11 protein-coding genes are annotated in these 12,858 nt (G+C 61.0%); 6 read left to right on the forward strand and 5 right to left on the reverse strand.

The features are described from left to right. Window positions 1-60: 60 nt before the first annotated feature. Window positions 61-2,115, reverse strand: coding sequence for a S9 family peptidase (locus AABM54_RS07410; RefSeq protein WP_347904625.1), 2,055 nt, complete (start codon window positions 2,113-2,115; stop codon window positions 61-63). A 100-nt stretch (window positions 2,116-2,215) separates the two neighbouring features. Between AABM54_RS07410 and AABM54_RS07415 the strand changes: the two genes are divergently transcribed. Genes AABM54_RS07415 through AABM54_RS07425 form a run of 3 tightly spaced genes read left to right on the forward strand, consistent with a single transcriptional unit; the run spans window position 2,216 to window position 4,077 of the window. Then, window positions 2,216-2,713, forward strand: a complete 498-nt coding sequence (locus AABM54_RS07415) for an MFS transporter (RefSeq protein ID WP_347904626.1) — start codon at window positions 2,216-2,218, stop codon at window positions 2,711-2,713. A 32-nt stretch (window positions 2,714-2,745) separates the two neighbouring features. Continuing rightward, on the forward strand, window positions 2,746-3,522 hold the full coding sequence (locus AABM54_RS07420; protein WP_347904627.1) for a class II glutamine amidotransferase: 777 nt from the start codon (window positions 2,746-2,748) through the stop codon (window positions 3,520-3,522). A gap of 12 nt (window positions 3,523-3,534) precedes the next feature. Next, the gene (locus tag AABM54_RS07425; protein WP_347904628.1) at window positions 3,535-4,077 is read left to right on the forward strand and encodes a DUF2937 family protein; all 543 of its coding nucleotides are present in this window, start codon (window positions 3,535-3,537) and stop codon (window positions 4,075-4,077) included. 83 nt (window positions 4,078-4,160) lie between these two features. Here AABM54_RS07425 and AABM54_RS07430 read toward each other — a convergent pair whose 3' ends face one another. The 3 genes from AABM54_RS07430 to AABM54_RS07440 all read right to left on the reverse strand — a co-directional run bounded on the left by AABM54_RS07430 (window position 4,161) and on the right by AABM54_RS07440 (window position 8,751). Next, window positions 4,161-6,272 carry a TonB-dependent receptor gene (locus tag AABM54_RS07430; protein WP_347904629.1) on the reverse strand — a complete coding sequence of 704 codons (2,112 nt, stop codon included), beginning with the start codon at window positions 6,270-6,272 and terminating at the stop codon, window positions 4,161-4,163. A 14-nt stretch (window positions 6,273-6,286) separates the two neighbouring features. Further along, window positions 6,287-7,525, reverse strand: a complete 1,239-nt coding sequence (locus AABM54_RS07435; protein ID WP_347904630.1) for an MFS transporter — start codon at window positions 7,523-7,525, stop codon at window positions 6,287-6,289. 296 nt (window positions 7,526-7,821) lie between these two features. Next, entirely contained in the window at window positions 7,822-8,751 is a 930-nt protein-coding gene (locus tag AABM54_RS07440) for a LysR family transcriptional regulator (protein WP_347904631.1), read from the reverse strand. A 310-nt stretch (window positions 8,752-9,061) separates the two neighbouring features. Between AABM54_RS07440 and AABM54_RS07445 the strand changes: the two genes are divergently transcribed. Genes AABM54_RS07445 through AABM54_RS07455 form a run of 3 tightly spaced genes read left to right on the forward strand, consistent with a single transcriptional unit; the run spans window position 9,062 to window position 11,435 of the window. Further along, window positions 9,062-9,814, forward strand: a complete 753-nt coding sequence (locus AABM54_RS07445) for a 5-oxoprolinase subunit PxpA (RefSeq protein ID WP_347904632.1) — start codon at window positions 9,062-9,064, stop codon at window positions 9,812-9,814. Beyond that, a complete protein-coding gene (gene pxpB / locus AABM54_RS07450; protein WP_347904633.1) occupies window positions 9,811-10,515 on the forward strand; it encodes a 5-oxoprolinase subunit PxpB in 705 nt (234 codons plus the stop codon). Before AABM54_RS07445 ends, pxpB begins: the two co-directional genes overlap by 4 nt. Then, the gene (locus AABM54_RS07455) at window positions 10,512-11,435 is read left to right on the forward strand and encodes a biotin-dependent carboxyltransferase family protein (RefSeq protein ID WP_347904634.1); all 924 of its coding nucleotides are present in this window, start codon (window positions 10,512-10,514) and stop codon (window positions 11,433-11,435) included. Before pxpB ends, AABM54_RS07455 begins: the two co-directional genes overlap by 4 nt. Before the next feature lie 120 nt (window positions 11,436-11,555). Here the strand turns inward: AABM54_RS07455 and AABM54_RS07460 are convergent, their stop codons facing one another. Further along, the gene (locus tag AABM54_RS07460) at window positions 11,556-12,734 is read right to left on the reverse strand and encodes a VWA domain-containing protein (RefSeq protein ID WP_347904635.1); all 1,179 of its coding nucleotides are present in this window, start codon (window positions 12,732-12,734) and stop codon (window positions 11,556-11,558) included. Between the last annotated feature and the right edge of the window lie 124 nt (window positions 12,735-12,858).

A 12,858-nucleotide genomic window follows, 5' to 3' on the forward strand; every position in this document is an offset into this window, starting at 1 on the left:
AAATGGTCTTGTGTCCGACCCGGTGTCAGGTGTTAAGACCCGACCACCGGACCAAGTTCCTCAGGCAATGCCCAATACGTTCAAAACAAATGCGTATTCGAGGGCTACGTCACGCAATCCCTGATAACGACCGCTCATGCCGCCATGCCCGGCACCGAGTTCGGTCTTGAGCAGCAGCAGGTTGTTGTCGGATTTGGTCGCCCGCAGCTTCGCCACCCATTTGGCCGCTTCCCAGTACTGCACGCGGCTGTCGTTGTAGCCGGCGATCACCAGCGTCGCCGGGTACGCCTGGGCGCTGACGTTTTCATACGGCGCATAAGCCTTGATTCGCTCATACACCTCAAGTTCTTCAGGGTTGCCCCACTCGTCGTATTCGGTGACGGTCAGTGGCAGGTCCGGGTCGAGCATGGTGTTGAGCACGTCAACGAACGGCACTTCGGCAATCGCTGCCTTGAACAGGTCCGGGCGCTGGTTGAGGACTGCGCCCATCAGCAAACCACCGGCGCTGCCACCACTGATTGCCAGTTGATTGGCGCTGGTGAAACCGTTGGCGATCAAGTGTTCGGCGCAGCTGATGAAGTCGCTGAACGTGTTTTGCTTGTGCTCCTGCTTGCCGGCGCGGTACCAGGCTTCGCCCAGTTCGCCGCCGCCGCGTACATGAGCGATAGCGAACGCCACGCCACGGTCGAGCAGGCTCAGGCGCGCATGGGAGAACCACGGGTCGAGGCTTTCGCCATAGGCGCCGTAGCCGTAGAGGTACAGCGGGGTCGGCTGGCCGAGGTTTTCGCGTTTGATCACCAGGCTGATCGGCACCTGTGTACCGTCGGCTGCGGTGGCCCACAGGCGCTGGCTGACGTAGGCGTCCGGGTCGAACGGGCCAAGCACGGGCGTTTCCTTGAGGACTTTTTGCGTGCCGGTGGCCAGTTCCAGCTGACGGATTTGTGCCGGGCGGTTCAGTGCTTCGTAACGCAGGCGAATCTTGTCGCTGGCGAACTCCAGGCTGTTTTGCACATGCAGGCTGTAGGCCGCGTCCGGCAATTGCACCCGGTAAGCGGGCAGGCCTTGCGGGTGGACTTCAATGATCGGCAACCCGCCTTCGCGCAGGCTCAGGGTCATGGCCTGCGCATTCAGGCTCATGCCTTCGAGCATTACCGTGTCGCTGTGGGGAATCAGGTTTTGCCAATCGGCTTCGCTCGGCACCGCTCCGGTATCCGCCGCACCGTACAGCGCGAAGTTGATGCCATCGCGGTTGCTGCGGATCAGCCAGGTCCATTGATCGTCGAGCTTGCCGTGATCGACATCGTACTCATGGTCTTCGACCCGTGCCGCGATACACGTGAAGGGCTGCTGCGGTGTTGAGGCGTTGAGCACCCAGACTTCGCTGGTGGTCTTGCTGCCCAGCGACAGTACCAGTTGCCGCTCGGAGCTTGAGCGGTAGCAATGCAGGAAGAAGCGGCCGTCCGTCTCGTGGAAGACTTCTTCGGCGGCGGTGCCATCCAGGCGATAGCGAAACAGCCTGTGCGGGCGATGGGTCTCGTCCAGCTCGCCGAAAAACAGCGTCAGGCTGTCGTTGGCCCAGGTCATGCTGCCGTCGCAGTTCTCGAACGCGAGTTCGCTGACCCGCCCGTCAGACAGTTCCTTGACGAACAGCGTGTAAACCTCTTCGCCGCTGGTGTCCAGGCTGTAGGCCAGGCGTTGGTGGTCCGGGCTGATGCTGAACGCACCGAGGGAGAAGAAACCGCCGTTGGCGAGCACGTTCGGGTCGAGCAGCAGTTCTTCGGCGCTCTCGTCGACGTGTTGGCTGTCATCGGCCGGACGCGGGCAGCGGTAGTGCCGGGCGTATTCGTCACCGGCCGTGGTGCGGGTGTAATACAGGTACGGGCCCCAAGGTGAGGGCAGCGACAGGTCGGTTTCTAGAATCCGGCCCTTGATCTCTTCGAACAGGGTTTCGCGCAGTTCGGCCTGGTCGGCCAGTTGCGCTTCCTGGTAGCGGTTTTCGGCCTTGAGGTAGTCGAGCACCTGCGCGCTGTCGCGCTCCTGCAGCCAGGCGTACGGGTCGTCGCCTTCGGCCTTGTGGGCAATCGGGGCGCTGCAAACGTGGGCGGATAGGGGCATGAGGTACTCTCGGGCGTTGTACAAAAAAGGCTTCGCAGACAGCGGGGCAGCTTGATGTGCGAAAAGTCGTTATCATAAGCGCCTCTTTGCCTGCCTTGCCATGGACACCATGACCGAGAACGACTATCTGATCGCCTGGGGCCTCTACGCCTTTGCCGCCATAGGCTGCCTGTTGGTGTGGATGCGCATGACCCGCTGGATGTGGCGCTGGCTGCGTGAGCCGCTGCGTCTGCTGATGGCGGTGCTGCTGTTTACGCCGACGATCATCGACCTGGCGAAGGAAAAATATGCCCCGGCGGTGGCCATGGTGGCGTTGGACCTGCTGTTCAAGGTTGGCGACAACATCTGGCGTGCGGTCTCCGACCTGTTCATGTACAGCATGATCGCCTTTGGCATTTATGTGATTTTCGCGTTGATCCGCTGGCCAATCGAGCGTGCTTCTGCCGCACGCAAGGAACGTGCTGAAGCGGCGAAGGCAGCGGCCAAGGCTGCCGAGCCTGACGACGATCAGTCCTTCGGCGGCGCTGGCGATGACCGTTACGGTCGCCCACCGGTCCCCAGCAACCCCCAGCGTTCGCGAGTCGAACCGCGTCTTTGACGTTATCCGCACATTGAAGCGAGAGTCCCGGCATGTGTGAGTTATTGGGCATGAGCGCCAATGTACCGACCGATATCGTGTTCAGCTTTACCGGGTTGATGCAGCGCGGCGGTCGGACCGGCCCGCACCGCGACGGTTGGGGCATTGCGTTTTATGAAGGCCGTGGCCTGCGTTTGTTCCAGGACCCGGCGGCGAGCTGCGAGTCCGAGGTCGCGAACCTGGTTCAGCGTTACCCCATCAAAAGCGAAGTGGTGATCGGCCACATCCGCCAGGCCAACGTCGGCAAGGTCTGCCTGTCCAACACGCACCCGTTCGTGCGTGAACTGTGGGGGCGCAACTGGTGTTTCGCCCACAACGGCCAACTCGCGGACTTCCAGCCTGCCGCCAGTTTTTACCGGCCCATTGGCGACACGGACAGTGAAGCGGCGTTCTGTGATGTGCTCAACCGCGTGCGGTCGGCTTTCCCGGAGCCGGTAGACGTGGAGGCGTTGCTGCCGGACCTGGTGGCGGCGTGCGCCGAGTACCGCAGCAAGGGCGTGTTCAATTGCCTGCTCAGCGACGGTGACTGGCTGTTCTGCTATTGCTCGACCAAACTGGCACACATCACCCGTCGTGCTCCGTTCGGCCCGGCCCGCTTGAAGGATGTGGACGTGATTGTCGACTTCCAGGCCGAAACCACGCCCAACGACGTGGTCACGGTGATCGCCACTGAACCTCTGACCGAAAACGAAACCTGGACCCGCTACGAACCGGGCCAATGGAGCCTGTGGCGCCGCGGTGAATGCGTGCGCCAGGGCAAGACCGAATAAGGAACACCCTCTATGTTGCTCAGTTATTTGCGGCTGGTGTTGTTTGCAATCGGCCTGTTGGTCGGTGTGCAGGTGCCAGGTTTCATCAATGATTATGGCAAGCGGGTCGAGGCGCACCTGATCGAGGCGCAGACCGGCCTTCAAGGGTTCCAGAACACCGCGCAGCAGTTCTTCAAGGGCGACTTGCAGGCGTTGGTTGCCCATTACCGCGCCAGCGAAGACCCGGTGTTTCGCAGTGATGCCGACAGCCTGAGCACTTTGCTCACGCGCCAACTGGCACTGGATAAACAGTTCCAGGCCATGCAAGGCCCGTGGTACATCCGCGTGCTGCAAGTGGCGCTGGCCGCCGACCCGGACATCCGCAAGGAAACCTGGAACGGCTACAGCTACCAGCTCCTGCTGACCCCCGAAGCCATGGGCTGGGGACTGGGCGGGGCGATGCTGCTGTCGTTTGGCCTGGAATGCCTGTTCCGTCTGATCGACTGGGTGGTACTGGGCGGCAAACGCCTGCGCCAGAGCCGGCCGATTGAAGAGCGCGATTTGCGCGGCTTGTAGACGCCAGGTACTGAGTATCGCGGCAAGCGGGCAACCCGCTTGCCGGTTTCATCGGCACGCCAGAACGGCGCGCTCACCTCACTTTACCAGTCGATCGAGTAGCTCATGCTCAACGTGCGGCCCTGGGCATTGGCGTACGGCGCTTTTGCGTTGGCCTGAGCGAACAGGTTTACGTACGTGCGATTGGTCAGGTTGTACACCCCGCCTTCAAGACGACCGACCGGCAGTTGCACGGAGCCGAGCAGGTCCACCAGCGTATAGCCTTCGATGTCACGCCCGTTGTTGTCCTTGGCGGCGGCGTCGTAACTGGCCAGCCGCATTCCTTGCAGGCGCAGGGTGTAGTCATCCTCGGTGTAGCCGACGAACAGTGTGGTTTTGGCCGGTGAGATACGTGTCGCCGGCAAGTCGATCCATTTGCCCTTCTGCTCGGTCTCACCCTTGGCCCAGGCGTAAGTGCCACCGACCGACCAGTGATCGGTCGCGCGGTAGGTCAGGCTGTTTTCGATGCCGCGCACTCGCTCTTTCTGATTGATCAGGCGCAAGACACGGTCATTGGCATCGTAGAACTGAGTCACGTCCGAAGTGTTTTCATACACGGTGACGTCAGCCTGCCACTGGTCCCAGTTACCACGCCAGCCCAGCTCGTAGCTGTCGACCTTGATGGCCTGGGCATTGAGGCTCTGGATGTCGAAGGTGCTGTTTACGTCACGCAGGAAACGCTGGATATCCGGCAGCGAAAAGCCCTGGCTGTAGTTGGCGAAAATGTCCTGGTTCTCACTCAGGTGATAGACCGCGCCGAGGTTATAGAGTGTGGCGTCGTATTTGAGGGTATCGCCAGGAAGCGTTGCGCGGACACCGGTCTGGACGATCTGACCATAGGCGATGCTGTCGGAGACGTCACTTTCGATCCACTCGCGGCGCACACCGCCACGCAAGGTCCAGTCACCGATGTCCCAGGACATCTGCCCGAACAATGCCTTGGTGGTGGTTTCGATATCCGGGCCCATCTCGTAGGTGGTCCCTGTCTTGGTGTAGGTCAGGCCCTTGAGGGTATACCGGTCACCGCGCTGGCGAGAGCGCTCGTGATCATAATCGGCGCCCCAGACAAGGTTACCCGTGGCACTGCCGATGGCTGGCAACGGCGTGTCGATGGCCGCGCGCAGGCCATACACATCCTGCACGCTATTGTTGTCGGCAATCCCGGCCTTGCCCCGCGACAGATCGGGAAAGAACAGTGCATCGGCGCGGCGCCAGTAGCTTTCCAGTTGCAGGCCCTGGCCGTAGAAGTCCTTGTCGGCGTAGTTGAGGTTGGCAGCCTGGTTGTGGGTGTAGGGCTGGTCGTCGAGCTTCAGGCCCTTGACCGCCACCGCGTGCTGCAAGTTTTTCGGGTTCTTGGTGTAGTCGGTGTCCTGCTGGTCCTTGTAGTCCTGCAGCGACAGGCTGAGCTTTTTGTCGGCATCGAGTTCGTAACCGAAACGACCTTGCAGGTCATAGGTTTCGGTGTCCATGTTGCTGCCTTGGGACGTGTCCTGGGGGATGCGGTTGCCGTTGCCATCGAACTGGTCGTTGCGCTGGGTCAGGTCGGCTGACACATACCAGTCCAGGGCGTCCTTGCGACCGGTTGCACTCTGGAAGACCTCGTAGGCAAAGCCTTTGCTGTCGAGGTTGTTGCCGCTGCCCAGGCCCAGTTTGCTGCTGTAGGCAATGTCCTGGCCCAGGTTGCGCTTGGTGATGATGTTGATGATGCCGCCCGAAGCACCGGCACCGTAAATACTGCTGGCGCCGGAAATCACTTCGATACGCTCGATACTGGCCGGCGCGATACTGTTGAGTTGGCGGAAGTTGTCTCGGGTGGCGTTCTGCGACACGCCGTCGATCAACACCAGCATGTTGCGGCCGCGCAAGGTCTGGCCGAAGTTGCTCATCCCGCCGCTGGAGGGCGCCAGGCCAGGCACCAGTTGCCCGAGGATATCGGAGACGCGTCGACCGGCGCCGCTTTGTTCGCGGACCTGCTGTTCGTCGATCACCTGGACCGAGCCTGGAATCGAAGCAATGCTGGCTTCGCTGCGAGTCGCGGAGACGACGGTGGCTTGCATGTTCAACGTGCCGGGTTGCTGATCGGTGTCCTTGGCCCAGGCCTGGGCACTGATGGAACCGAGCAGCGGAATCAGCAGGGAGAGTTTGGTTCGGGTCATGACGGGGTCTTTTTCTAGTTGTGATAAGTGTGGGTAGATAGGGTCGAGGGGCCGGGCGTGGAGGTGAATGACCGCACCCAGCGGATCCCGATGGCGGCCAGTGCGTAGGTCAACGCCACCAGCCAGAAACTGTGGGCCAGGCCGACCAGCCCCATGCCGATCCCGCCGAACACGGCACCGAGCAGAGCGCCAGCCTTGGCCGCGCTATTGCCCAGGCCAAGGGCAAAACCTTGCTGGCGGGTGGAAACAGTGTTGGCGATCAGTGCATAGGCAACGGGCAGCAGGGCACCTTGCCAGATCCCCCAGACCAGCCGGCTGGCGAGAAACCCCAGCCATTCGTTGGCCAATGCCGTGGCCGCCAGGGTCAGGGCGCACAGCCAGGCCACGCCTTCGATGACGCGCAAGGTGTGGGCGGGTTGCCAGCGGTCGAACATCCGCCCCCAGAGTGGCGCGGACATGGCCAGGGTGGCGGCGCTCGCCGCATAGGTGGCGCCAATCAGCCAACTCGGGGCGTGCAGGATGTTGGCGACGTACAGCGCATAGAACGGCTGCGGCATCATTTTCGCGGCCTGAATCAATACGATCACCAGCAGGATTGCGCCGAGCCAGCCTTTGGGCAGGACCACCGGTGCAGCAGGTTTTCTCTTCGAGGCTCGAGCCTTGTCGGCTGGCAGGCCAAAACTTCCCAGTGCGCACAGCAGGCAAATCGCTGTCGCGCCATAACAGAGCAGCGCGAACCCCGAGACATCCATCAGCCAGCCGCCCAGCACCGGGCCGATCAATGAGCCGATGGCGGTTGCCGATTGCAGGCGGGCGAGGGTGTGACCGCCACGTGAGCGGTCGCAACAGGCCAGGGCATAGGCTTGAGCCGCTGCGAGGAAGCCGGCCAGCGCGCCTTGCATCACCCGGATGGTCACCAGCAACCACGGATCGAGGGTGATGGCCGCCAGCCCTTGGCACAGCGCCAGTGCCAGCAGCGCCCGAACGATCATCGGCTTGTGCCCGGTTCGATCGCCCAATCGGCCCCAGAGTGGTGTCAGCAGCATGGCGGTGAGCATTGGACCGGCATAGACCATTGTCGACAACAACCCGATGTAACCAGCACCTTCTGGTCCAAGCAGGCGCTGAATCTGCAACGGCCAGAAAGGTCCGCTCATCTCCATGGCACCCATGGAGAGGAACTGAATCAGGACTAACAGCCGCAGTGCGCGGTCAGCAGGTAATGGCTGTTGTTTGTGTGGCTGAGCGCGCATCACGTCCGATTCCCTGTGGACCGTTGACGGGTGGAAACGCGCCGAGATTACCGGCTAAAAAAAATCATGCAAATGATAAATGTTCTCACGACCAGCATGGGCAATGTCTTTTGCGCATTTTTGATAAATCAGGAGGCTGAATCGTACAAGTCGGACAGAATCCTCGGATCTCTACCGACGTTGTCCGACCGTTTTGTGGGAAAAAGTCGGGTCAAATCACATCAGCCCGGGGCGGGCTGATGATTCGGGATCAGGTGATGCAGGTTTCAGGCTGTCAGGTGGGTGGGAAATGGATTTCAGCTTTTGGCTGAGGGCCGACTCAGCACCATGTAGGCCTCACCCACTTTCTGCGCGTACTCTTCAACCACCTTCTGACACAGCGCCACCACTTCCTCGACCCACTCCACACCCACTCGCCATGACACCACCACTTGCAGGTTCGGCAGGCGCTGCTCAATGTTCAGCAGGATCAGTTCGCCACTCGCCAGTTCTTCGCTGACCAGCACCGGCGGCAGGGCGCCAATGCCAAACCCGTCACGCAGCAAACGGGTGATCGCCGACACCGAGTTCACGCAGTTGAGCCTAGGCGCGAGTGCGTCGTTGGCCTGCATCAGGCTCAGTACGTCCTGATGGGGGTGGGAGTTTTTCGAGTAGGTGATGATCCGTTCCCGGGCGAGGTCGGCGACGCTTGCATAGTCGCGGTTGTAAATCGACTGGCTGGCGACGATCCAGCCCATGGGGTGGCTGGCCAATTCCAGGCTGCGCACGCTTTCCTGGCGCAGCAGGTCAGTTTGCAGAATCAGATCGAGAAAGCCTTTTTGCAGTTGATCGCAGAGGTTAAGCGCCGTATCGGCCACCAGCTCGATTTCTACCAGCGGGTAACAATCCATCATCTGTGCCACCAGCGAGCTGAGCCAGGTGTGGATCACCGTGTCCATCACGCCGATGCGTATGCGTCCGACCTTGCTGGAACGGGTTTCGATCGACTGCTTGAGCGCCTGCATGGTGTCCATCATTTGCTCGGCGTAATCGAGCACCTTCAACCCTTCGGGTGTCAGGCTCACGCCACGGGAGTCGCGCAAAAACAGCTTCACCCCCAATTCGCTTTCGAGCACCGCGATGCGGCTGGAGATCGAGGCCTGGGTGGTGAAGAGTTTGTCGGCGGTCAGGCGAAAGCTTTTCAGCCGGGCGACCCAGACAAAGGTTTCAAGAAACTTGAGGTTCATGGGATCAACTTTTTCTTATGCGTTGGCAGGGCTTTTATTAGTTGGACGGGCAGGGTGCTGTCGTCGAAAAATGCATCCATCGCCACGATAGGCATCGTCGTGGTTCAGAACAATACCAATAAAATACATGCGGAGATTGCCATGAGTACGCCCGACCTCTTCGACGTTGCCAAACGCTGCCCCGTTCCTTTGCCCTGGGGCGCTTGCTCGCGCCACATGCCCGTGGCACATAACGCGAAGCGCGGTAACTGATAGTCTGCGGGCATGTGTCCCACAGCTGAAATGATCAACGCCCACAGGAGTACTCACCGTGAGCCGCCTGTTATTGAACTGTGACATCGGCGAAAGCTTTGGCAACTGGACCCTGGGTCTGGACGCCGAGGTGATGCCGTTCATTGATTGCGCCAACGTTGCCTGCGGTTTCCATGCCGGTGACCCGAGCATCATGCGCAAGACGGTCAGCCTGGCGCTCAGCCATGGCGTGAAGATCGGCGCGCATCCGGCTTATCAGGACCTGGCCGGGTTTGGCCGTCGCTCCATGGCCTACACCGCGCAAGAGCTTGAGGATCTTCTGCACTATCAGATCGGCGCGCTGGACGGTATTTGCCGCGCTCAGGGCACCCATGTGAGTTACGTCAAACCTCACGGCGCGATGTACAACGACATGATGGCCAACCCCGCGCAGCTACGGGCGGTGATTCAAGCCGTTGCGGCGTATGACCGGCAACTGCCGTTGATGCTGATGGCGACCCGCGACAACAGTGCCGCCCGGCTCATGGGCGAGGAATATGGCGTGACGCTGTGGTTTGAAGCGTTCGCCGACCGCGCCTACGACAGCGCCGGGCACTTGGTGTCGCGGCAGTTGCCGGGCGCGGTGCATCACGATCCGGAAAAAATCATTGAGCAGGCGCTGACCATCGCCCGTGGCGGCAACCTGGTCGCCAGTGACGGCAGCGCCCTGCATTTGCAGGCCGATACCTTGTGCGTGCATGGTGACAATGCGAGTTCGGTGGCGGCCGTGCAGCGTATCCGCGAGGCCTTGAACCAGCAGAGTGCACCATGAAGCCACGGGTTGAAGTGGTTGCGATTGATTGCCTGATGGTGCGTCTGTTCGATGAAATTGCCGAAGCCAACATGCCGTGGATGCTCGCCGCCAGCGAGCGCTTGCGCGCAGGGTTCGCCGGGCACTTGATTGACCTCGTGCCGTCATACACGACGCTGATGGTGCATTACGATTTGCAGGTGTTGAACCCGGCTCAGGCGCGGGAACTGATCGCCGAAGCCTTGGCCGACCTGACACCCAATCCGCAAACCCGTGGCCAGTGCCATGTGTTGCCGGTGTGGTACGACCTGAGTGTCGGCCCGGAGCTGAGCCTGTTGTCGCAACGCAGCGGCCTGACGGTGGAGGAGGTGATCCGCCGCCACAGCGAGCGCGAGTATCAGGTGTTCGCCCTGGGGTTTGCGCCGGGGTTTGCTTTTATGGGGCTGGTTGAAGAAGTGCTGGCCGCGCCTCGGTTGAGCACGCCGCGCAAGCGCGTGGCGGCCGGCAGTGTCGGCATCGCCGAGCGGCAAACCGCCGCTTACCCAGTGGTGTCGCCGGGCGGCTGGAACCTGATCGGCCGCACGCCCGCCAAACTGTTCGACCGCGAGCGTGATGGCTACAGCCTGATGCAACCGGGCGACACGGTGCGCTTTGCCGCGATCGGCCATGCCGAATTCATCAATCTGGGCGGTGATGACACGCCATTGGGGGCGCAATCATGAGCCGTTTGACGATTGAGGCCAGCACGCCGTTGTGCCTGTTGCAGGATGCCGGGCGGTTTGGCGTGCGGCACTTGGGCGTGACCCAGGGCGGGGCGGCGGACTGGCTGTCGATGTCCTGGGCCAATTGGCTGCTGGGCAATGACCTGGACGCGGCAGTCATCGAAGTGACCCTGGGTGGTTTGATTCTGGAAGCGCGGGACGATGGTTGTCTGGCGTTGGCGGGTGCCGACCTGGGGGCGCTGCTGGACGGTCAGCCCTTGGCGCCGTGGCGCAGTTTCAGTTTCAGAAAGGGCCAGCGCCTGCAATTCACTCAGCCTGTACTCGGTGCTCGCACTTATCTGGCGGCACCGGGTGGTTTCAATGCCCCCGAGGTGCTGGGCAGTTGTGCGACGGTGGTGCGTGAAGAACTCGGTGGGTTGGACGGTTTTGGCCGGGCCTTGGCCAGAGGCGCTGAACTGACGTTTTCCGGGGTGGTAAGTGCCGTGCGGGAACTGTCTCGGGAGCAGGTGCCGGACTTCAAACAGAACCTGCCGTTGGACCTGGTGCTGGGCGCGCAACATGGCGAGTTCAGCGGGCAGAGTCTGTTTGATGTGTTCAACTGTGCCTGGACCCTCGACACCCGCGCCGACCGCATGGGTATCCGCTTGCTGGGGCCGGCGTTGCAGTACCAAGGCCAACCGATGATTTCCGAAGGCATCCCGCTGGGCGCGGTGCAGGTGCCACCGGACGGGCAGCCGATCGTGTTGCTCAATGACCGGCAAACCATTGGCGGCTATCCACGGCTGGGGGCGTTGACACCGTTGGCGCTGGCACGTCTGGCGCAGTGTTTGCCAGGGCAGCAGATTCGTTTGGCGCCGGTGGTGCAGGAGACGGCGCACCGGCAGCAGGTTGAGTATTTACAGCGATTCATCAACCGCTAAAAGCATCGCGAGCAAGCTCGCTCCCACAGTGGATCATAGTCGTACACAGATAATATGTCCGCTGGAGATCAAATGTGGGAGCGAGCTTGCTCGCGATAGGGCCCTAACAGCCTGCGAAGATTACTTGGAAAGAAACCGCATCCCTTCTTCCAGCCCGAGCAAGGTCAGCGGGAACATCTGGTCATCGATCAGATCGCGCACAATGTTGGTCGATGAGGTGTAGCCCCAGGTGTCTTTCGGGTACGGGTTGATCCAGATGAGCTTCTTGTATTTCTCCATGAAGCGCTGCATCCACACGTAACCGGCCTCTTCGTTCCAGTGCTCGACGCTGCCGCCCGGCTGGGTGATTTCGTAAGGCGCCATGGCGGCGTCACCGACGAAGATCACTTTGTAGTCGGCACCGTACTTGTGCAGCAGGTCCTGGGTGGAGGTTCGTTCCGAGCCACGGCGCATGTTGTTCTTCCACACCGATTCATAAATGAAGTTGTGGAAGTAGAAGTACTCCAGGTGCTTGAACTCGGTCTTGCAGGCCGAGAACAGTTCTTCGCAGATCTTCACATGGGCGTCCATCGAACCGCCGATGTCGAACAGCAGCAGCAGCTTGATGTTGTTGCGGCGCTCCGGGCGCATCTGGATGTTCAGCAGGCCGGCGTCACGGGCGGTGTGATCGATGGTGCCGTCGATGTCCAGCTCTTCCGCCGCACCCTGGCGCGCAAATTTGCGCAGGCGCCGCAGGGCAACCTTGATGTTGCGCGTGCCCAGCTCGACCTGATCGTCGAGGTTCTTGTACTCGCGCTGGTCCCAGACCTTGACCGCTTTGCCCTGGCGTTTGCCGGCATCGCCGACCCGAATGCCTTCCGGGTTGAAACCGCCGGAGCCGAACGGGCTGGTGCCACCGGTGCCGATCCATTTATTGCCGCCGGCATGGCGTTCTTTCTGTTCTTCCAGGCGTTTCTTGAACTCTTCGATCAGCTTGTCGAGGCCACCCAGGGACTGGATCTGCGCCCGCTCTTCGTCGCTCAGCGAGCGCTCGAACTCCTTGCGCAGCCAGTCTTCGGGAATCAGCGCCTGAAGGTGATCGTCGAGTTTTTCCAGGCCATTGAAGTAGGCCCCGAACGCACGGTCGAATTTGTCGAAGTGCCGTTCATCCTTCACCAGGATCGCCCGCGACAAGTAGTAAAACTCGTCCATGTCGGCGAAGGTCACGCGCTGTTTCAGCGCGTTGATCAGGTCCAGCAGCTCGCGCACCGAGACCGGCACCTTGGCGGCGCGCATTTCATTGAACAGGTTGAGCAGCATGGCTATCGCCCTTAAGTAATCTTTGGGTCTGTTCGAAAGCTCGCCGAGCTGCGATCAGGCAAGGCAAAAACAGGCGAGGCAGCGGAGTTTAGTTTACTAAATGAGCATTCCGAGCCTGTTTTTA

The sequence above is a fragment of the Pseudomonas purpurea genome, assembly GCF_039908635.1.
Taxonomy (GTDB): Bacteria; Pseudomonadota; Gammaproteobacteria; order Pseudomonadales; family Pseudomonadaceae; genus Aquipseudomonas; species Aquipseudomonas purpurea.

Excerpts from the sequence above, each read along its gene's own strand:
- AABM54_RS07410 (WP_347904625.1), bottom strand. The coding sequence starts at position 2,115 with ATGCCCCTATCCGCCCACGTTTGCAGCGCCCCGATTGCCCACAAGGCC.
- AABM54_RS07415 (WP_347904626.1), top strand. The coding sequence starts at position 2,216 with ATGGACACCATGACCGAGAACGACTATCTGATCGCCTGGGGCCTCTAC.
- AABM54_RS07420 (WP_347904627.1), top strand. The coding sequence starts at position 2,746 with ATGTGTGAGTTATTGGGCATGAGCGCCAATGTACCGACCGATATCGTG.
- AABM54_RS07425 (WP_347904628.1), top strand. The coding sequence starts at position 3,535 with ATGTTGCTCAGTTATTTGCGGCTGGTGTTGTTTGCAATCGGCCTGTTG.
- AABM54_RS07430 (WP_347904629.1), bottom strand. The coding sequence starts at position 6,272 with ATGACCCGAACCAAACTCTCCCTGCTGATTCCGCTGCTCGGTTCCATC.
- AABM54_RS07435 (WP_347904630.1), bottom strand. The coding sequence starts at position 7,525 with ATGCGCGCTCAGCCACACAAACAACAGCCATTACCTGCTGACCGCGCA.
- AABM54_RS07440 (WP_347904631.1), bottom strand. The coding sequence starts at position 8,751 with ATGAACCTCAAGTTTCTTGAAACCTTTGTCTGGGTCGCCCGGCTGAAA.
- pxpB (WP_347904633.1), top strand. The coding sequence starts at position 9,811 with ATGAAGCCACGGGTTGAAGTGGTTGCGATTGATTGCCTGATGGTGCGT.
- AABM54_RS07455 (WP_347904634.1), top strand. The coding sequence starts at position 10,512 with ATGAGCCGTTTGACGATTGAGGCCAGCACGCCGTTGTGCCTGTTGCAG.
- AABM54_RS07460 (WP_347904635.1), bottom strand. The coding sequence starts at position 12,734 with ATGCTGCTCAACCTGTTCAATGAAATGCGCGCCGCCAAGGTGCCGGTC.